Below are 18,497 nucleotides of genomic sequence, written 5' to 3'. Positions count from 1 at the left end.
ATGGACAATCTGACACTGCGTTATTACGACGCCGAGATGCGCTACCTGCGCGAAGCCGGGCAGGAGTTTGCGCAAGCGTTTCCCGACCGCGCGGCGCAGTTGAACCTGGACAAACCCGGCGCCCGCGATCCCTATGTGGAGCGTCTGTTCGAGGGCTTCGCTTTCTTGATGGGGCGCCTGCGCGAAAAGCTCGACGACGACTTGCCGGAGTTGACCGAAGGCCTGGTCAGCCTGTTGTGGCCCCATTACCTGCGCACCATTCCCTCGCTGTCGATCGTCGAGTTCCAGGTGGAACTGGCACAGCTCAGGCGCAGCGAGCTGATCGCCGCCGGGCAGGAGGTGCTCTCGCAACCCATCGGGCCGCAGCGAACCGTATGCCGTTACACCACCACCCAGGACCTGCGGCTGCAACCCATCGAATTGCAATCCTTGCGCCTGGCCCATGAGCCCGACGGCCGCTCGCTGCTGCGCCTGCGGTTTGCCTGCGCAACGGCGATCGACTGGAGCCAGATCGACCTCAGCCGCGTGCCGATGTACCTGAACGCCGATGCCCCCCTGGCCAGCGCGCTGCATCAGGCCCTGACCCTGCATGCCCAGGCGTTGTATGTGCGCCTGCCGGGTGAGACGCAACGAGTTGCACTGGCAGGTCATTTCGCGCCCAAGGGCTTTGCCGACGAGGACCGTTTGTGGCCAAAGGGCGACAGCGCGTTCAGTGGGTATCAGTTGCTGCTGGAGTATTTCACCTTCCGCGAGAAGTTCATGTTCGTGACGCTCCATGGCCTGGAACAGGTGAGCATCACACCGGGCATGCCCTGGTTCGAGCTGGAGGTGGTCCTGCGCGAGTCGTGGCCGCAGGCATTCAACCTGAGCGCCGAACACCTTCGCCTGCATGCGGTACCGGTGATCAATCTGTTCACCCTGGAAGCCGATCCGATGCCGCTGGACCCATTGCAAACCGACTACCTGTTGCGTCCCATGCGCCTGCAGGACGGTCACACGGAAATTTACTCGGTGGACCGGGTCACCGCATCGAAGAACACCGAGCGTCTGGACTATGTGCCGTTCAGCAGTTTTCGTCACAAGGGCGGAATGTTGCGCGACGAGGCGCCCGAGCGTTACTTCCATACCCGCCTCAAGCGAGGCGCCATTGGCCTGCACGATACCTGGCTGATTCTCGGGGGCGACGGCTTCGATCAGGATCGCTTGCAGGGCAGCCAGAGCCTGTCCCTGCAACTGACCGGGACCCACGGCCTGCTGCCACGCAAGGCGCTGCAAAGCACCCTGCTTGATGGGCTGGTCAACACCGCCGTGAGCGGCTTGCGCGTGCGCAATCTCAGCGCCCCGACCTTGCCGTGTTATCCGCCGAACCGCGATCGTTTCCACTGGCGCGTACTCAGCCACCTGGGCTCCAACTTCCTGCCGATGCTCGATAACGCCGAAGTGCTGCGCGGCACCCTGGCGCTGTACGACTGGACCGGCAGCGAACTGAACCGCCGTCGCCTGGCGGCCATCGTCGAAGTCAGGCACCACCTGGTGCAGCGGTTCGAAAAGGGCTTTCTGCTGCGCGGCGTGGACATCGAAGTGACCCTCGACGCCCATGGTTTTTGCGGCGAGGGCGACATCAGCCTGTTCGGCGAAATGCTCCATCGCTTCTTCGCGCTGTATGCCGACATTCACCTGTTCAACCAGCTCACGCTGATCCTTCAACCTACTGGAAAGTGCCTGCGATGGAACGAGAACCACAGTCAGCGTATTCCCGGCTGAAAGCCTGCGGATTGCTCGAGGTGCTGGAGGGGCGGGTGGCCGAGGCCAGTCTGTATCGGTTCTGCCAGCTGCTGGAGCAAGCCCTGCCAGGCCATCCGCCGCTGGGCAGCACCAGCCATCCGGCAGACGACCCGGTACGGTTTCGCCCGGACCCCGGCATGGGCTTTCCCGCCGGTGAGCTGAAGTGCATCGAGATCGATGACCGGCAGCCGCTGCGTCCGGCGACGGTGCGTACGCGGCTGTTGGGCTTGTACGGCGTGGATTCGCCATTGCCGACGGCTTTTGTCGACGACATTGCCCAGCGCCGCGACGGGCATGAGGCGCTTGAGGCGTTTCTGGATATTTTCAACCACCGGATCTTCACCCAGTTCTATCGGATCTGGCGCAAGTATTCCTACCCGGCCACCTTCGAAGCCGGCGGCAGTGATGCGACGTCGCAGTGTCTGCTGGGTCTGGTCGGTCTTGGCATTCCCGGCACGGCCAAGCGCATTGCCACGCCGGTTTCGCGGTTTCTCGCGCTGCTTAGTGTGATGCGCATGCCCACCCGCAACGCCGAGGGCATCACCGCTCTGGTGTCGCTGCTCGCTCCAGAGACCCGGGCCAGGATCACGCCGCACTGGCCGCAGAGAATCCCCCTGGCCCACCCGGCGAGTCTGTCCGCGAGTCGTCCGGTCAGCCTGTCCCAGGGAACGCCGCTGGGGAGCAACGGATTCGACGCCAACAGCCAGCTGCACTTGGCGCTGTTCACCAGGGACCGGGACGAAGCACGGGGCTGGTTGCCCGATGGCCAGTTGTATAACGATCTGCTGGTGTTGCTGCGGGTCTACCTGGGCTGGCGCTGCACCGCCAGGCTGCAGTTGTCGCTGCCGGTGCGCAGCTTGCCGCAACCGGTGCTGGGGCGGGCGCCGATCCGCCTGGGTATGACCGGCATGTTGGGTTCGGGCAGTGACACCTGGCAGGGCGCGGAACACGACACCATCACCATCAATCTGGGCCGCTACCAGGGCCTGTCGAAAAACCCTCGGAACAGGGAAGCACAGCATGTCGCGTACCGTTGGTAATTCATTGATCCTGACCACGCTGGCGGTAGTGCTCGCCGGCTGTGGTGTCACTCAGACTGTCTCGGAAGGCACGGCATCAGCCACCCGCTCGATTTTCTACAAACAGGTCAAAGACTTGCGCCTGGATTTCAGTGCCCGCACGGCCATCAACACTGATGTTGCGGACATGAATGCGATGTCGGTCCCGACGCTGGTGCGGGTCTATCAACTGAGCGATAGCAAGGCGCTGCAGAGGGCTTCCTACGACAGCCTGCTCGGTGGCGACGAGCAGGCGCTGGCCGGCAATTTGCTCGATACCCGGGCGCTGGTGATCAAGCCTGGCGAGGGCGCGAAACTGGATGTGCCGCTGGACAAGGACGCGCGGTTCGTCACGGTGGTCGCGCTGTTTCGTAACCCCGATGTGCAGATGAATACCTGGCGCCTGACCTTGAACCGCGACGATCTCGACCCGGACCGGGCACGGGTCATCGAGCTGGGGGACAACCAATTGACCCTGCGCGCATTGGCCCGGGACTGACCATGTCTGACCTCAATCCATCGCTTTACGAAACTCTGCTGCAGAACTTCGACGGTGACCTGGACCTGTATCAAGTCAATGAAGAGGACCAGCACACGCTGTCGGTACTGGACAACCTGCAACGCATCCTCAACAGCCGGGCCGGAACACTCGCGCACCTGCCCGATTACGGTCTTCCCGACATGGGCCAGATCCTCCAGGGCCTACCGGGCTCGGCGCACGTGTTGATGAGAGCCATGCAGGACACCCTGAGCAAGTACGAACCGCGTCTGGCGACCTTGCACATCGAGTTGCTCGAGCAAGCTTTGCCAGGTCATCTGGACTACAGCCTCGACGTGCTGCTCAAAAGCGGCCGGCAGGTGACCTTCGGTACCACACTGGCAGCGGAGGGCAAAGTCCTGGTGCGCCATCTGAAACGACAGCAATGGCTGTCGAAATCCTGAACTTATAAAGCAACGGAGGCTGACGGTGCTATTTGAAATGCGTATTCGACTGGGCGGTGATCCGCGCGGTCATGGTGAGTTTATTGCGCTGCGCGAAGAGCTGGCGAAGTTGAGTCATCCGGCCTGTCCCGATGTAGATTGGGCGAGAGTGGAGCAGTGGTGCCTGGCACTGTTCGAACACAACGGCGCAGACCTGCAGACGGCCGCCGCGTTTGCCCTGGCGCGCAGCCAGCGGCATGGCGTGGAAGGCATGACTCAGGGGGTGACGCTGATCGAAACCCTGTGCGGCCAGTGGGCGGCCTGTTGGCCACCCATGGCGTCGGTGCGCCTGGATATCCTCGCTTGGCTGTGCGTGCAGTGGCAGGCGTTGTTGCGCAATCTGGCGCCTGGAACACAACACTTCCCCGAGTTGCTTCAACTGGACAGCGGGCTGGTGCGTTTGCAGCAGCGCCTGGAGCTGCAGGCACAAGCGCCGGTGGTGGCCCTGCATGCCTTGCGCCAGCAGATCGAGAGCCTGATCCGGCGCATGCAGCGCAGCAGCGTTGTGGTCGGCACGCTATCGCCGCCTGCAAGGGAGCCGGCGCCGGCTGTGATGATGCCCGTGGTGATATTGCCGCCCAACCCCTTGCCCATGCCTGAAATGCCGCCGGCGAAGCGTCCCCTGGCCCGGTGGCTTTGCGCTGCAGCCGTTGTGACGAGCCTGGTCAGTGGAGCCTGGTGGCTGGGCTCGACCGGCGTCGCCGAGCAACGCCTGGCGCATCTATTGCAGCCGCCGCCGACTATTGTCGAGCCTGTGCGCCTGGACAGCCTGTCGCTGTTCGACGCCGGTAGCGCCGAGCTCAAGCCGGGCTCGACCAAGATCCTGATCGGCGCCCTGGTCGACATCAAGGCCCAACCCGGTTGGCTGATCGTCATTGGCGGACATACCGATGGCCGTGGAAACCCGCAGGACAATCTCCTGCTCTCCCACGCGCGAGCCTCTGCCGTACGTGACTGGATGCAACGCATGGGCGACATCCCCGACAGTTGCTTTGCGGTCCAGGGCTTTGCCGCCAGCCAGCCGGTCACCAGCAATGACAGCGAGTCCGGGCGCGCGGCCAACCGACGCGTCGAAATCAGCCTGCTGCCCCAGGCGGGCGCCTGTGGCCAGGAAACGCCGGAGGAGCGTGCTGCGCAAACCTGAGGTGAATGCAAAACCAGGCGCTGGCGCAGACCCGGGTCTGCAACAGCGCCTGCCTGGGTATCAATCCTTGATCACATACCCATACGCCCGGGTGCGACCGCCTTCCTGCTTCAGGTACACCCCTTGCAATTCCGGCGTGAAGCCGGGCAAGCGGTTGATGCCTTCCTCCAGCGCCAGGAAGTACTTCAACACCGCGCCCCCCCAGATTTCACCCGGCACCACGCAGAGCACACCCGGTGGATAGGGCAGCGCACCTTCAGCGGCGATACGCCCGTCGGCATCGGCCAGCGCCACCAGTTCGACGTTGCCGCGGATGTACTCGATTTGCGCTTGCTGCGGGTTCATGGCCTTTTTCGGGAAGTGTTCCTTGCGGAACATGTCCTTCTGCAATTGCTGCACGTTGTGGTGGCGGTACAGGTCGTGCATTTCCTGGCAGAGCTGGCGAATGCTGTAGTTGCGATAGCGCTCCTGATGCTGCGCGTAGATGGCCGGCAGCACCCGGCTCATCGGCGCGTCATCGCTGATGAAGCGTTCGAAGCGGGCGATCTGGGCGGCCAGGTGGGTCATCTTCGCCCAGTCTTCGGCCGGGGTGAGCAGGAACAGGATCGAGTTGAGGTCGCACTTTTCCGTGACGATGCCGTTCTCGCGCAGGAAGTTGGCGAGGATGCCGGCGTGAATACCGAAGTCGGTGTAGCTGCCATCCACCGGGTCGATGCCCGGCGTGGTGAACAGCAACTTGCACGGGTCGATGAAGTACTGCTTCTCGGCGTAGCCGGCAAAGGCGTGCCAGCGGTCCTTGGGATGGAACTCGAAGAAGCGGATGTCGCTGGCGATGTCTTCCGTTGGGTAGTCTTCCCAGGCGCGCCCTTCGATGGTGTCCGGCACGAACGGGCGGACCATGGTGCAGGCTTCGAGAATCAGCTTGCGCGCTTCGATGCCGAACTTCACGCAGTCCTCCCACAGGCGCAGGCCGCTGCGGCCGGAGTGGATGCGGGCATTCACATCCAGCGAGGCGAACAGCGGGTAGAACGGGCTGGTGGAGGCCTGGGCCATGAAGGCGTTGTTGAGCCGGTGGTGGTTGCAATAGCGGGCCTGGCCCTTGATGTGCCGGTCTTTCTTGTGCACCTGGGAGGCCTGGGAAAAACCGGCCTGCTGTTTGTGCACCGATTGGGTGACGAAGATGCCGGGGTCGTTCTCGTTCAGGTCGAGCAACAGCGGCGAGCAGTCTTTCATCATCGGGATGAACTGCTCGTAGCCGACCCACGCCGAGTCGAACAGGATGTAGTCACACAGCTTGCCGATGCGGTCGACCACTTGCCGGGCGTTGTACACGGTGCCGTCATAGGTGCCCAACTGAATGATCGCCAGGCGGAACGGTCGAGGCAGCTGGGCCTTGTCCGGGGCGACTTCGGCAATCAGCTCACGCAGGTAGCCTTCGTCGAAACAGTGGGCGTCGATTCCGCCGATGAAGCCGTAGGGGTTGCGCGCGGTTTCCAGATACACAGGCGTGGCCCCGGCCTGCAGCAGCGCGCCCTGGTGGTTGGACTTGTGGTTGTTGCGGTCGAACAGCACCAGGTCGCCCGGGGTCAGCAGGGCGTTGGTCACCACCTTGTTCGACGCCGAGGTGCCGTTGAGCACGAAGTAGGTCTTGTCGGCGTTGAACACTTGCGCGGCATGTTTCTGCGCCAGCAGCGCCGGGCCTTCGTGGATCAGCAGGTCGCCGAGCTTGACGTCGGCGTTGCACATGTCGGCGCGAAACAGCGTCTCGCCGAAGAAGTCGAAAAACTGCCGGCCGGCCGGGTGCTTGCGAAAGAACTGGCCGCCCTGGTGACCGGGGCAGGCAAAGGTCGCGTTGGCCGCTTCGGTGTACTTCTTCAGTGAGTCGAAGAAGGGTGGCAGCAGGCTTTCTTCATAGGCTCGGGCCGCTGTTTCCAGTTGGTTGCCATGGTACTCGGCGTTGGCGCGGGTGAGATCGAAAATGCCGTTCACCTGCAGCAGCACGTCCGTCAGGTGCTTATAGACTTCCCGGGGACGGTTGGCTGAATCCGGCGAGGCCACCAGGAAAATCGGAATGTCGAAACCGGTGCGCTGAATGGCACCCAGGGCGCCGGCCATGACGTCATTGACAGACACCACCGCCACGGCGACGTTGGTGAAGTCGGTCTGGCTGAGCGCTACCACTTCCCGAGCGTTCTTGAAGCTTGCGGCGGCACCATCGCTGGCGGCTATTTTCAGGGGTTTCATCGTGGCGTCTCCAGGCGGGCACTCAATTGTCCGCAACTTTTTTAGAGAACAATTTCCGGGGGCGCCTTCCAGTACCCCTGATCGGAAATCGTGTCACCACTGGTTATAGAGCATATTCCTGATTTGTCAGGCTTTTCCCGCGACCTTGCACATCTTGACGCCTCACGACCTGTCGGTCAGGCGTGTACCAGCGCAATGGTGAACGAGACCACGATCATGCACGCAAAGGCAAAATTGATATTCATGAGGTTTCCATCCAGAACATGAGTGACGGCGCCATCTTGAACAGCTCACGGGAAAATAAAAAATTCGCTGTAATGATTTGAAAGATCGAAAAAAATGATATCGGGCCGGTTCGTTGTTTTTGCCGGGGGTTGCGGATACTCTCGTGCAACACGCAGTTACACGCATAAACGGGCAAAAACATGCAAGACAACCATTCTGCGACGGAATTGCCGTCAGTGCGCCGGCAAAAAATCTTGTTGATCCTCGAGCGTGACGGCAAGGTCATGGCCTCGGAATTGAGCCAGCATTTCGCGGTGTCCGAAGACACCATCCGCCGCGATCTGGCGGAACTGGCCAGTGCCGGCCTGGTACAGCGGGTGCACGGAGGGGCGTTGCCGCGGCCCAAAGATACGGGCAAGGACTATTTCACCCGGATCAGCGAAACCGATGAGGTGAAGACCCATCTGGCGCAACTGGCTGCGCGACGGGTGCAGGACGGTCAGATCGTGGTGTTCGACTCGGGCACCACCACCTTGCAGGTCGCACGTTCGCTGCCGACGGACATCGCCATCACCGCGATCACGGCGTCGCCGATGACGGCCATTACCCTGTCCGAATACAAAGGCGTCAAGGTGATCCTGGCCGGCGGCCAGTTGAACCCGGCGACGATGTCGGCCAGTGGCCACGAAACCCTGCGGCTGCTGTCGGGCATCAAGGCCGATCTGCTGTTTACCGGGGTCTGCGCGATTCACCCGCAGGTGGGCTTGAGCTCACTGCACTTTGATGAAGTGCCGGTGAAGCAGGCGATGCTCGATTGTGCGTCCCATGTGATTGCCGTTACCACCGCCGATAAGCTGGGCGCGGTGGAGCCCTTTGTCGTCGCGCCTTGCAACCGTGTGCACACGCTGATCACCGAGCGGCATGTGGCGTCTGGCAATGTCGAGGACTACCGGGCGTTGGGGATTGAGGTGGAGCAGGCTTGAGCATTTTTTGCTGGCAGATGTATTGAATGTACCGCCCCCTTCGCGAGCAGGCTCGCTCCCACAGGGGATCGGTGGCGCACACAAGTCCAGTGTGGGAGCGAGCCTGCTCGCGAAGAGGCCGGTACAAACAACATCAATGCCGGATTGTGCAGCCAATGGCTCAGCGCAATCGCTCAAGCATCTGGTAGTACCACATCCCGGCAGCCAGCATCGGGTTGCCCAGCAGGTCGCCCATGGGCACGCGGATGTGTTGGCAGGCGGCGAAGGTGTCGAACTGCTCCATTTGGCCTGTGATCGCGCGGCCCATGATTTCACCCATGATGTGGGTGGTGGCGATGCCGTGGCCGGAGTAGCCCTGGCAGTACCAGACGTTGTCCGACAGCTTGCCCAATTGCGGGATGCGGTTGATCACGATGCCCATCGCGCAGCTCCATTGGTAATCGATGGCCACGCCTTTGAGCGCCGGGAAGGTCTGCTCGATGCACGGGCGCAACTCGGCGGCGATGTCCCGTGAATCCTTGCCGCTGTAGTTGGCGCCGCCACCGAACAACAGGCGACCGTCAGCGGTGAGGCGGTAGTAATCGAGCACGAAGCGGCAGTCGTAGACCGCCAGGTCTTCGGGGTTGATCTGCCTGGCCAGATCGCCCAGCGGCGCGGTGGTGACGATGCCGCCCATGGCCGGGAAAATCTTGCCCTTGAGCTTGCCCGGTTCCAGCTTGTGGTAGACGTCGCCGGCCAGCAGCACCTGGTTGGCGTCGATGTGCCCGTGGGCGGTGCGTACGCCAGGGCTCTTGTGAAGGCCATCGCCATGGATGATCTCCAGCACTTCGCTGTTCTCGAAGATCAACGCGCCCAGGCTTTCGGCCGCGCGGGCCTCGCCAATGCACAGGTTGAGCGGGTGCAGGTGCATGTTGCGGGTGTTCTTGATCGCGCCGTGGTAGAGGTCGCTTTGCAGCAGGTCGCGCACCTGGCTGCGGTCGAGCAGGCTGACCTCATCGCCCATGCCACGGCGCACCGCCTCGTCGTAATCCTTGCGCAAGCCGCCCATGTGCGCGGGTTTGTACGCGGCGTGCAGGTGGCCGTGCTTGAGGTCGCAGGCGATGCCGTATTTTTCCACGCGCTGCTTGATGATCTGGTGCCCGCGCCAGCGCAGGTTCCAGATGAAGTCGTCGACTTCATCACCGATGGAGCGACGCATCTGTTTGCGCATGGCTTCATCGCCCGACAGGCTGCCGGTGACCTGGCCGCCGTTGCGCCCGGTGGCGCCCCAGCCGATTTTGTGGCTTTCGACGATGGCGACCTTCAGGCCTTTTTCCGCCAGCTCGACGGCGGTGGCCACGCCGGTGAATCCGCCGCCGATGATCACCACGTCAACCTTGTGCCGGCCTTGCAGCGTCGGGTAATCGGTGTCCTGGTTGAGGGTGGCGGTGTAGTAGGAATTGCAACGTTGAGTCATGTCGGTGTCCACGCGAAATTGAAAGAAGCTCAATGCCAGTCAGTCAAAGTGCGCAACCTGTGGGAGCGAGCCTGCTCGCGAATGCGGAGTGTCATTCACTGTATATGTCGAATGACACTCCGCATTCGCGAGCAGGCTCGCTCCCACAGGGATTGCATACGCTGAGCAAAGGCAGGGATAGCGAAGAAGAGAGCTCGCCGATCAGGCGAGCAGGGCGCTATCCGGCGGACGTGCGGAGTGACGCAACTTGGAGCGGCGCAGGGCCATGGGCAGGTTGACGATGCGCTTCATGCAATGCCGTCCGTGGCCAACAGCGAGGTGGCCTGGATCGAAATGTTCAGCAGTGACGGCAAAGTACGCATGGCGCAGGTTTCCGGCGGCGCAAATCGTCGGTGGCCAGTAGCACAAGCCATCCGGGGATGGCTGGATACTAGGGAGGATTAGCGCGCGTGTAAATAATTGATTCAGAACATCAGGTGCACCACCAGCCCGATCAACCCGCAGCCGATCAGCACCTCGATCACTCCGCGCTTGAACCGCAGCAAGGCAATGCCCGCCACGATGGCGATCAGTAGCGAAGGCCAGTCCAGTGTTCCTTCGAAGCCTTTGGGCCACAGCACGTGATAGGCAAAGAAGCATGCCAGATTGAGAATCACGCCTACCACGGCGGCCGTAATGGCCGTCAGCGGCGCGGTGAAGGTGAGTTCGTTGTGCGTCGATTCCACCAATGGCCCGCCGGCGAGGATGAACAGGAACGAAGGCAGGAAGGTGAACCAGGTCACCAGCGTGGCGGCCACGGCACCGGCGACAAAGGCTTGATCCGCGCCGAAGACCTGCTGCACGTAGGCACCGATGAAGCCGACGAAGGCGACAACCATGATCAAGGGGCCTGGAGTGGTTTCGCCGAGCGCCAGGCCATCGATCATCTGCGTCGGCGTCAGCCATCCGTAGTGACCGACCGCGCCCTGGTACACATACGGCAGCACCGCGTAGGCACCGCCAAAAGTCAGCAGCGCAGCCTTGGTGAAGAACCAGGCCATCTGGGTCAGCGTGCCTTCCCAGCCGAACAGGGCGGTGAGCATGGCCATGGGCAGTGTCCACAAGATCGCACCGATCACCGCCAGACGCGCCACTTTCAAACCGCTGAAACGGGCGTGTTCAGGGGACGGGGTGTCGTCGTCGATCACAGCCGGGCCGTAGGATTTTTTCGCCGCGCTGTGGCCACCGGTCCTGAATTTTTCCGGTGCCAGTCGTCCGCCGAAGTAACCGATGACCGCCGCGCCGAGCACGATCAACGGGAACGGCAAGTTGATCACGAAGATGGCCACGAAGGACGCGGCGGCGATGCCCCATAACCAGCCATTCTTCAGCGCCCGCGAGCCGATCCGGTGAGCCGCCTGCACCACGATGGCCGTGACCGCCGGCTTGATCCCGTAAAACAGTCCGGCGACCACGGGTAATTCGCCAAAGGCGATGTACACCCAGGACAGCGCGATCAGGATGAACAGCGACGGCAACACAAACAGCACGCCGGCGATCACGCCGCCCCAGGTCCGGTGCATCAGCCAGCCGATGTAGGTCGCCAACTGCTGAGCCTCGGGGCCGGGCAGCAACATGCAGTAGTTGAGGGCGTGCAGAAAGCGCCGCTCGGAGATCCAGCGCCGGCGTTCGACCAGTTCCTGATGCATGATCGAAATCTGCCCGGCCGGCCCGCCGAAACTGATGAAACCAAGCTTGAGCCAGAACAGGAAGGCTTCGCGCAGGCTGATGGTCCGGGGCTGGGGCACAGCCTGTTGCGTGATCGGGGAGGGCGTGGAGCTCAAGCGCGGGTTCCTTGTGCAGGGAAACGTTGAGCCCGTGACTGTAGCTATGCCGGAACGCGTTGCATAGCCGCCTCTTGTGGCGTATCTGCCCAGCGCTCGACAGCGGATCGGTCGCTGTCCCGGGCATCGACCCAGCGTGCGCCGCCCGCCACGTCTTCGCGCTTCCAGAACGGCGCGTCGGTTTTCAGGTAGTCCATGATGAACGCACAGGCCTCGAAAGCGGCCTGGCGATGCGGGCTGCTGACGCCGACAAACACGATCGGCTCGCTGACCGACAACGGGCCGATCCGATGCACGATCTGCACGGCCCGCAGTGGCCATCGGGCCCGGGCGTTGTCGATGATCTTTTGCAGCGAGCGTTCGGTCATGCCCGGGTAGTGCTCCAGAAACAACCCGGCGACCGCCTCACCCTGATTGATGTCGCGCACGTAGCCGACGAAATTGACCACGGCCCCCACGCCTGGATCGTTGGCCTGCAGGCTGGCAATCAGCCGGCCGACGTCGAACACTTCACGCTGGACCCGAACCGTCATGCCTCAGCCCCCGGTGACCGGTGGAAAAAAGGCGATCTCGTCATAGTCCTCGATCACCCGGTCCGGATGGCACAGCTCCTGGTTCAGTGCGCACATCAGGTTGTTTTCACCGAGCACCTGGCTCCACAGCTCGCCGCGAGCCATGAGCAGTCGGCGCACGTCTTCGATGGTCCGGAGGCTGTCGGTCAGGGGCAGTTTTTCACCGCCCAGGTTGAGCTGCTCGCGGTAACGGGCGAAGTAGTTGATCAGGATCATTGTGCGTCCTCGAACTTGAAATGACCGGATCGGCCACCCTGTTTACTGAGCAGGCGGATGTCGTCGATGACCATGCCCCGGTCCACGGCCTTGCACATGTCGTAGAGGGTCAGGGCCGCCACACTGACGGCGGTCAGGGCTTCGAGCTCGACCCCGGTCTGGCCCTCGACGCGGCAGGTGCCGAGGATCTTCACGCTGTCCGGTGTGCAGGCCTTGAGTTCGACATGGATCGAACTGAGCAGCAGGGTGTGGCACAGCGGGATTAGCTCATGGGTTTTTTTCGCCGCCATGATGCCGGCGATCCGCGCCACGGCAAATACGTCGCCCTTGGGGTGGCCGTCGCTTTGAATCAGCTTCAGGGTTTGCGGGCGCATCCGCACCCAGGCCTGGGCCTGGGCTTCACGCTGCGTCGGGTTTTTTTCGCTGACATCGACCATGTTGGCGCGACCCTGGTTGTCGAGGTGGGTCAGACCGTTGGGCGATGCATTTGAAATGTCTGTCATGGGAGGTTCCTGCGCTTACCAGCGCGGTGATCAGGTGAAGGCATCATGCCGGGCTGTAAATGCGTGGCGCGTTGCGGTGGGGGACGTGAATCAGGTTGAGGCGATGCTTGAGCGCCCATTGCACGGTCAGGGCGGTGGGCGCCGACAGGCTGACCAGCGTACCGAGCCTGGCCCTGACGGCCTTGTGGATCAGCTCCAGGCTGCAACGGCTGGTGACCACGGTGAAGCCGCAGCGGCTGTCGATGCCGGCGTGTTGCAGGGCGCCGATCAACTTGTCCAGCGCGTTGTGGCGGCCAATGTCTTCGCGGCAGATCAGCGCGTTGCCGTTGCTGTCGAAGTACAGCGCTGCGTGCAGGGCGCCGCTGCTGCGGGCCATTTGCTGAGCCTGTTCGATGCGGTGGCGGATGTCGATGAAGTGCTCGGCGGGCGGCAGGGCAACCGGCTCGAGAATCTCAAGTTTCGGCAGGGCCTGCTCCAGCGCTTGCACGCCGCACAGTCCGCAGCCACTGGTACCCGCCATTTGCCGACGATGGTTCTTCAGCGCCCAGAACGCGCGGCTGGAGATCTGCACGTCGGCTTGAACGGCCTGGTCGAAGTGGGTCAGGCGCAGGTCGTAGATTTCACGCGGGTCCCGAACGATGTCGTTGCTGACGCTGAAACCGCGGATGAAATCTTCGAGGTTGCCCGGCGACACCATCATCACGGCCTGGCTCAAACCGTTGTAGGTAATTGCCAGGGCAATCTCTGAAGCCAGCGCCGCCTGACAGACTGATGCGCCGTTTTCGTATTCGCGAAAGTTCACACTCAAGGGTTTGGGGGCGGGTGCGTTAGTGTCGCTTCGATCATCGGCTTGTTCAACTTTGCACAACATGAAAAGAACCTCGAAGCGCTGAATTAAGTTCAGGCTACGGGTAACTTTTCAAAGCGTCCAATCGCTTGTTCCGATGCGCCGATTGGTGATGTCTATCACGCCGGGCAAACATCTATGGTTCGGTTTTATAAAACCGACAGTTTCTCAGTGGGTCCGGTTGAATAACGTTCGTGCTTCGGCGAAACACTTCTCGGCAATCGCCGAACGTGGCTCGGTCTTGCGCATCACCAGGCCCAGGGGCGCGAGCACGCTGGCATCGGGCAATTCGATGAACGACAGGTGTTCGATGGGTTCTTCCAGCCCGCTGTCCAGCGGCATGATCGCGCAGCAGAAACCTTCGTGGATCGCCTGCAACAGCTGGTAGGTCGAATCGCTTTCCAGGATCGGCTGCGGGTCCAGTCCGCGGCTGCGAAAGCTCAGGTCGATGGATTTGCGGTAGTGCATGCCGTTGCTGAGCATCCCCAGCGGCAGTTCGGCGGCGTCCTCCCAGCTCATTTGCGTGCCGTCGAAATGGAAGTGGCGGGTGTCGTACAACAGGCCGACGCGGGTCTCGCCGATCTCGAAAAACTCGAAATAGCTCGGGTTGACGTGATCGAGGTAGCACACGCCCAGGTCCAGCTGATTATTGCCCAGACCCTCGATGATCTGGTCGGAACTCAGGGACGACAGGCTGTACTTGAGCTCGGGAAAGCTGCGGGACAGGCCCTGGATGTAGGTGACCGGGTTGAAGCTGCTGAGCGGCACCAGCCCCAGGCGCAGGTTACCCACGAGCTGGCCCCGGCACGCGGCGGCCTCGGCGAAGAGCCCGTCGTGGGCGGCCAGCAAGGTCCTGGCCCAGGCCAGTACACGCTCGCCGGCCTCGGTAAAAAAACCTTCGAAGCGCTGGCCCCGGGTGACCAGCACCAGGTCCAGTTCATCCTCCAGGTTGCGCAGGCGCATCGACAGCGTGGGCTGGGTGATGTGGCAGCGCGCGGCCGCCTGGCCAAAGTGGCGGGTCTGCTCCAGGGCAATCAGGAACTTGAGTTGTTTGATGTCCATGACGGCACCTGCTGGCGGGGGAGTGAAGGGTTAAGTATTGACTCAGGTGTGCAAGACACAAGGCGAGGTGGACAACGTGAGGTGCGGACGATCTCATTGTCTTTGGCGTGCGTCCAATCACTGTTGTTTAAGGGGTTATCGACGGGCTCTATCAATGATGTTTTTTCTGGTTTTTTTATATTGATAGAGCGCCTCGATAGTCTGGTTGGTTAGAGTGATTAGACACGGCTTGATTTATAGAATTAGTCTCCGGGAGTCATTTAACTTAGCTATCTAATTCATGCCTGCCGGAGAACTCCATGAGCGTCAAACCGGATGCCTTGTTTATACCCTTGAATATTGCCGTGCTGACGGTCAGCGATACCCGTGAATATGCCAGTGACACCTCCGGCCAATTACTCGTCAGTCGTTTGCTGGAAGCCGGCCACACCCTCAGCGAGCGCAACCTGCTCAAGGATGACCTGTACAAGATCCGCGCACAGGTGGCGAACTGGATCGCCGATGACGGCATCCAGGTGGTGCTGATCACGGGCGGTACCGGGTTCACCGGCCGCGACAGCACCCCCGAGGCCGTGGCCTGCTTGCTGGATAAACAGATCGATGGCTTCGGTGAGCTGTTCCGGGCGATTTCGATCCTCGACATTGGCACCTCCACGGTGCAGAGCCGGGCGCTGGCCGGGCTGGCCAATGGCACGCTGGTCTGCTGCCTGCCGGGTTCCACGGGCGCCTGCCGCACCGCGTGGGAAGGCATCCTCGCCGAGCAGCTCGACGCGCGCCACCGGCCGTGCAATTTCGTAGCGCACCTCAAGCCTGTGCAAGCCTGCGGGACGCGCGGATGAGCGCTTCACCCTTGATGCCGGTAGAGGACGCCATCGACCGTTTACTGACAATGGCCGAGGCGCAGTGGATTGAAGACAGTGAAGACGTGCCGCTCAATGCCGCGCGGCAACGGGTATTGGCCAATGACCTGCTGGCGACCCTCGATCTGCCGCCATGGCCGAACAGCGCCATGGACGGCTATGCCCTGAATGTCGAGGGTTGGGACGGGGAACCGCTGGCCGTGTCGCAGCAGGTGTTTGCCGGTCAGGCCCCCGAAGCCCTGGCACCGGGAACCTGCGCGCGCATCTTCACCGGCGCACCGGTTCCGCCGGGTGCCGACTGCGTGGAGATGCAGGAGAACACGCAGGTCCTGGATGACGGACGCATCCGCTTCAAGCAACCCCTGAGCGCCGGCAGCAACATCCGCCCGCAAGGTCAGGAGAACCGCGTCGGCGATGTGCTGCTGCGTGCCGGCAAGCGTCTCGGTCCGTTCGAACTGGCGGTCGCGGCGGCGCAGGGCTGTACCCATGTGCAGGTGGTGCGCCGACCACGGGTGGCGTTGCTGTCCACCGGCGATGAACTGGTCGAGCCGGGCAACCCCCTCAAGCCCGGCAGCATCTACAACAGCAACCGTACATTGTTGAGTCATTGGTTGAATGCGTTGGGTTGTGAGGTCATCGATGCCGGCATTCTTCCCGACGAGCCACGCCAGACGCGGCTCAAGCTCGAACAGTTGCAACACACGGCAGACCTGATGCTCAGCACGGGCGGTGTGTCCGCCGGTGACGCCGACTGCCTCGGCCAGGTGCTGCGCGAGTGCGGCAAGCCGTTGCTGTGGAAACTCTCGATCAAACCCGGCAAGCCATTGACCGTGGGCCACTTCGGCCGCGTGCCGGTGATTGGCCTGCCGGGTAATCCGACATCGGCGTTGGTCACTTTCGGCCTGTTGGCCCGGGCTTATCTGTTGCGGATTCAGGGCGTGGAAGAGGTCGAACCGTTGAGCTTCCCGGTCAGCGTCGGCTTTGCCTGGCCCAAACCCGGAAGCCGCCGCGAATACCTGCGGGCGAAACTCGAAGACGGTCGAGCGGTGTTGTATCCGAATCAGAGCTCAGGCGTGTTGCTGGGCGCATCCTGGGCCGATGGACTGGTGGAAGTGCCGGAAGGTTGCACCCTGGAAATGGGCGACACGGCGCGGTTCATACCCTTCAGCGAACTGTTCTGACACTGCCCCCTTGTGGGAGCGAGCCTGCCCGCGAAGAGGCCGGCACATCCAATAGAGAGGTTGACTGACCCACCGCCTTCGCGAGCAGGCTCGCTCCCACAGTTTTTATCTTCAGTGAACGCCAATCCCGTGGCTACCCACAATCCCTGTGGGAGCGGGCTTGCCCGCGAAGAGGCCGGTACATCCAACAGAGATGTCGGCAGACAGACCGCCTTCGCGAGCAGGCTCGCTCCCACAGTTTTTATCTTCAGTGAACGTCAATCCCACGGCTACCCACAATACCTGTGGGAGCGGGCTTGCCCGCGAAGAGGTCGGCACATTCAACAGAGATGTTGGCAGACAGACCGCCTTCGCGAGCAAGCCCGCTCCCACAGTTTTGATCTCCAGTGAACGCCAATCCCACGGCTACCCACAATACCTGTGGGAGCGGGCTTGCCCGCGAAGAGGCCGGCATATCCAACAGAGATGTTGGCAGACAGACCGTCCGTTCGCGAGCAAGCCCGCTCCCACAGTTTTGATCTTCAGTGAACGCCAATCCCGCGGCAGGCCACAATCCCTGTGGGAGCGAGCCTGCTCGCGAAGAGGCCGGCACATTCAACACAGATGTCGGCAGACAGACCGCTATCTACAGGTCCTGTGTGTTTCCTGAAAATCAGTTCAACACAAAATCCACCGGCTCCAGCTGCGGCGGCAACTCCGTCACGCCCAGTGCCGCCAGCACATCGCGCTCGATGTTGCGCACGATGGCGTCGGTGGGCAGGTCGTTTTCGTCGCGGCCGAAGGGGTCTTCCAGTTCGTCGGCAATCGCATCCAGGCCAAAAAAGGTGTAGCTGACAATCGCGGTGAAGATCGGTGTCAGCCAGCCCAGGGGTTCGGCCATGGCAAACGGCAGGAGGATGCAGAACAGGTAGATGGTGCGGTGCAACAACAGGGTGTAGGGAAACGGCAGCGGGGTGTGCTTGATCCGCTCACAGACCGCCTGGGCGTGGGTCAGGCCGGCCAGGTGGTTGGCCATGAGCGTGTAGCGCCAGTCGTTGATCGCCCCGGACTCGTTGAGTGTCGAGCACTGCTGACCGACCTGCATCAGGATCTGCCCGCTGATGTCCGTGGTGTTGCCCTTGGGCATCGGGTGCAGCCAGTCGCCACTGGCGGCCAGTTCGTTTTCCTGGCGCAGCCGTGCGTTGAGGGCATGGGCGAAGCCGCACAGGTTGCTGAGGATCGTATGCCGCTCATCCGTGTCCTTGATCACCAGGGTTTCCCGAATCATCGAGCGGACTTCGACTATCACATCGCCCCACGCCTTGCGCGCTTCATACCAGCGGTCGTAGCAGGCGTTGTTGCGAAAGCTCATGAAGATCGACAACGACAAACCCAGCAGCGTGAAGGGCGTTGCGCTGACCTTGGAAAAGTAGCTGGGATGCAAGGTTTCAATGAGCACGATGGCCGAGGCGAGCAACGTCACCATCAGGCTGCGCCAGGCAATGCGCTTGGCAATCGAACCCTTGAGGGATGTCAGCACGCCGATCAGGTTGGGTTTGGGTCTCACGATCATGGGTT

Annotated in this window: 17 protein-coding genes and 1 pseudogene; 8 read left to right on the top strand and 10 right to left on the bottom strand. The window is 62.1% G+C overall.

Annotation, left to right across the window (positions count from 1 at the left end; all coding sequences use genetic code 11):
- From tssF to PPUTUW4_RS15610, 5 genes are read left to right on the top strand one after another with little or no spacing between them, the layout of a single operon-like run.
- Window positions 1–1,764, top strand: coding sequence for a type VI secretion system baseplate subunit TssF (gene tssF / locus PPUTUW4_RS15630; protein WP_015095552.1), 1,764 nt, complete (start codon window positions 1–3; stop codon window positions 1,762–1,764).
- Entirely contained in the window at window positions 1,728–2,825 is a 1,098-nt protein-coding gene (tssG, locus tag PPUTUW4_RS15625) for a type VI secretion system baseplate subunit TssG (RefSeq protein ID WP_015095551.1), read from the top strand. Before tssF ends, tssG begins: the two co-directional genes overlap by 37 nt.
- Complete coding sequence (gene tssJ / locus PPUTUW4_RS15620) at window positions 2,806–3,342, top strand: type VI secretion system lipoprotein TssJ (protein ID WP_015095550.1); 537 nt, start codon at window positions 2,806–2,808, stop codon at window positions 3,340–3,342. Before tssG ends, tssJ begins: the two co-directional genes overlap by 20 nt.
- A gap of 2 nt (window positions 3,343–3,344) precedes the next feature.
- On the top strand, window positions 3,345–3,785 hold the full coding sequence (gene tssE / locus PPUTUW4_RS15615; RefSeq protein ID WP_015095549.1) for a type VI secretion system baseplate subunit TssE: 441 nt from the start codon (window positions 3,345–3,347) through the stop codon (window positions 3,783–3,785).
- Between the two features lie 37 nt (window positions 3,786–3,822).
- A complete protein-coding gene (locus PPUTUW4_RS15610) occupies window positions 3,823–4,968 on the top strand; it encodes a type VI secretion system ImpA family N-terminal domain-containing protein (RefSeq protein WP_083884578.1) in 1,146 nt (381 codons plus the stop codon).
- A gap of 60 nt (window positions 4,969–5,028) precedes the next feature.
- Here PPUTUW4_RS15610 and speF read toward each other — a convergent pair whose 3' ends face one another.
- Complete coding sequence (gene speF / locus PPUTUW4_RS15605; protein ID WP_015095547.1) at window positions 5,029–7,212, bottom strand: ornithine decarboxylase SpeF; 2,184 nt, start codon at window positions 7,210–7,212, stop codon at window positions 5,029–5,031.
- 425 nt (window positions 7,213–7,637) lie between these two features.
- Here speF and PPUTUW4_RS15600 point away from each other — a divergent pair, with 425 nt between their 5' ends.
- Window positions 7,638–8,420, top strand: a complete 783-nt coding sequence (locus PPUTUW4_RS15600; RefSeq protein ID WP_015095546.1) for a DeoR/GlpR family DNA-binding transcription regulator — start codon at window positions 7,638–7,640, stop codon at window positions 8,418–8,420.
- Between the two features lie 160 nt (window positions 8,421–8,580).
- On the opposite strand, the gene PPUTUW4_RS15595 is transcribed toward PPUTUW4_RS15600, so the two are convergent.
- The 8 genes and pseudogenes from PPUTUW4_RS15595 to PPUTUW4_RS15565 all read right to left on the bottom strand — a co-directional run bounded on the left by PPUTUW4_RS15595 (window position 8,581) and on the right by PPUTUW4_RS15565 (window position 14,899).
- On the bottom strand, window positions 8,581–9,876 hold the full coding sequence (locus tag PPUTUW4_RS15595) for an FAD-binding oxidoreductase (protein WP_015095545.1): 1,296 nt from the start codon (window positions 9,874–9,876) through the stop codon (window positions 8,581–8,583).
- A 54-nt stretch (window positions 9,877–9,930) separates the two neighbouring features.
- Window positions 9,931–10,029: pseudogene (locus PPUTUW4_RS30630) on the bottom strand (metal ABC transporter ATP-binding protein); the annotation flags it as partial.
- 311 nt (window positions 10,030–10,340) lie between these two features.
- Window positions 10,341–11,699, bottom strand: coding sequence for a chromate efflux transporter (chrA, locus tag PPUTUW4_RS15590; protein WP_015095544.1), 1,359 nt, complete (start codon window positions 11,697–11,699; stop codon window positions 10,341–10,343).
- Window positions 11,700–11,743: 44 nt separating this feature from the next.
- Window positions 11,744–12,232, bottom strand: coding sequence for a molybdopterin synthase catalytic subunit MoaE (gene moaE / locus PPUTUW4_RS15585; protein ID WP_015095543.1), 489 nt, complete (start codon window positions 12,230–12,232; stop codon window positions 11,744–11,746).
- A gap of 3 nt (window positions 12,233–12,235) precedes the next feature.
- The gene (gene moaD / locus PPUTUW4_RS15580; protein WP_015095542.1) at window positions 12,236–12,487 is read right to left on the bottom strand and encodes a molybdopterin converting factor subunit 1; all 252 of its coding nucleotides are present in this window, start codon (window positions 12,485–12,487) and stop codon (window positions 12,236–12,238) included.
- Window positions 12,484–12,990, bottom strand: coding sequence for a cyclic pyranopterin monophosphate synthase MoaC (moaC, locus tag PPUTUW4_RS15575; RefSeq protein WP_015095541.1), 507 nt, complete (start codon window positions 12,988–12,990; stop codon window positions 12,484–12,486). The genes moaD and moaC overlap by 4 nt, the downstream gene beginning before the upstream one ends.
- Window positions 12,991–13,033: 43 nt before the next feature.
- On the bottom strand, window positions 13,034–13,861 hold the full coding sequence (gene fdhD, locus PPUTUW4_RS15570; RefSeq protein WP_015095540.1) for a formate dehydrogenase accessory sulfurtransferase FdhD: 828 nt from the start codon (window positions 13,859–13,861) through the stop codon (window positions 13,034–13,036).
- A gap of 144 nt (window positions 13,862–14,005) precedes the next feature.
- Window positions 14,006–14,899, bottom strand: a complete 894-nt coding sequence (locus tag PPUTUW4_RS15565) for a LysR family transcriptional regulator (protein WP_015095539.1) — start codon at window positions 14,897–14,899, stop codon at window positions 14,006–14,008.
- 299 nt (window positions 14,900–15,198) lie between these two features.
- On the opposite strand from PPUTUW4_RS15565, the gene moaB reads away from it, so the two are divergent.
- Window positions 15,199–15,738: a molybdenum cofactor biosynthesis protein B gene (gene moaB, locus PPUTUW4_RS15560; RefSeq protein WP_015095538.1), complete on the top strand. Its 540-nt coding sequence runs from the start codon at window positions 15,199–15,201 to the stop codon at window positions 15,736–15,738.
- The gene (glp, locus tag PPUTUW4_RS15555) at window positions 15,735–16,940 is read left to right on the top strand and encodes a gephyrin-like molybdotransferase Glp (protein ID WP_015095537.1); all 1,206 of its coding nucleotides are present in this window, start codon (window positions 15,735–15,737) and stop codon (window positions 16,938–16,940) included. Before moaB ends, glp begins: the two co-directional genes overlap by 4 nt.
- A 652-nt stretch (window positions 16,941–17,592) precedes the next feature.
- On the opposite strand, the gene PPUTUW4_RS15550 is transcribed toward glp, so the two are convergent.
- Window positions 17,593–18,492: a bestrophin family protein gene (locus PPUTUW4_RS15550; protein ID WP_015095535.1), complete on the bottom strand. Its 900-nt coding sequence runs from the start codon at window positions 18,490–18,492 to the stop codon at window positions 17,593–17,595.
- Window positions 18,493–18,497 lie beyond the last annotated feature (5 nt).

The sequence above is a fragment of the Pseudomonas sp. UW4 genome, from assembly GCF_000316175.1.
GTDB classification, from domain to species: domain Bacteria; phylum Pseudomonadota; class Gammaproteobacteria; order Pseudomonadales; family Pseudomonadaceae; genus Aquipseudomonas; species Aquipseudomonas laurylsulfatiphila.
This window is presented reverse-complemented; position numbering and strand designations above follow the sequence as displayed.

What these genes read in the sequence shown, in the direction of transcription:
- fdhD (WP_015095540.1), bottom strand. Translation starts at nt 13,861, where the DNA reads ATGTTGTGCAAAGTTGAACAAGCCGATGATCGAAGCGACACTAACGCA.
- tssF (WP_015095552.1), top strand. Translation starts at nt 1, where the DNA reads ATGGACAATCTGACACTGCGTTATTACGACGCCGAGATGCGCTACCTG.
- moaC (WP_015095541.1), bottom strand. Translation starts at nt 12,990, where the DNA reads ATGACAGACATTTCAAATGCATCGCCCAACGGTCTGACCCACCTCGAC.
- moaB (WP_015095538.1), top strand. Translation starts at nt 15,199, where the DNA reads ATGAGCGTCAAACCGGATGCCTTGTTTATACCCTTGAATATTGCCGTG.
- speF (WP_015095547.1), bottom strand. Translation starts at nt 7,212, where the DNA reads ATGAAACCCCTGAAAATAGCCGCCAGCGATGGTGCCGCCGCAAGCTTC.
- tssJ (WP_015095550.1), top strand. Translation starts at nt 2,806, where the DNA reads ATGTCGCGTACCGTTGGTAATTCATTGATCCTGACCACGCTGGCGGTA.
- PPUTUW4_RS15600 (WP_015095546.1), top strand. Translation starts at nt 7,638, where the DNA reads ATGCAAGACAACCATTCTGCGACGGAATTGCCGTCAGTGCGCCGGCAA.
- PPUTUW4_RS15550 (WP_015095535.1), bottom strand. Translation starts at nt 18,492, where the DNA reads ATGATCGTGAGACCCAAACCCAACCTGATCGGCGTGCTGACATCCCTC.
- PPUTUW4_RS15595 (WP_015095545.1), bottom strand. Translation starts at nt 9,876, where the DNA reads ATGACTCAACGTTGCAATTCCTACTACACCGCCACCCTCAACCAGGAC.
- moaD (WP_015095542.1), bottom strand. Translation starts at nt 12,487, where the DNA reads ATGATCCTGATCAACTACTTCGCCCGTTACCGCGAGCAGCTCAACCTG.
- tssG (WP_015095551.1), top strand. Translation starts at nt 1,728, where the DNA reads ATGGAACGAGAACCACAGTCAGCGTATTCCCGGCTGAAAGCCTGCGGA.
- moaE (WP_015095543.1), bottom strand. Translation starts at nt 12,232, where the DNA reads ATGACGGTTCGGGTCCAGCGTGAAGTGTTCGACGTCGGCCGGCTGATT.
- glp (WP_015095537.1), top strand. Translation starts at nt 15,735, where the DNA reads ATGAGCGCTTCACCCTTGATGCCGGTAGAGGACGCCATCGACCGTTTA.
- tssE (WP_015095549.1), top strand. Translation starts at nt 3,345, where the DNA reads ATGTCTGACCTCAATCCATCGCTTTACGAAACTCTGCTGCAGAACTTC.
- PPUTUW4_RS15565 (WP_015095539.1), bottom strand. Translation starts at nt 14,899, where the DNA reads ATGGACATCAAACAACTCAAGTTCCTGATTGCCCTGGAGCAGACCCGC.
- PPUTUW4_RS15610 (WP_083884578.1), top strand. Translation starts at nt 3,823, where the DNA reads ATGCGTATTCGACTGGGCGGTGATCCGCGCGGTCATGGTGAGTTTATT.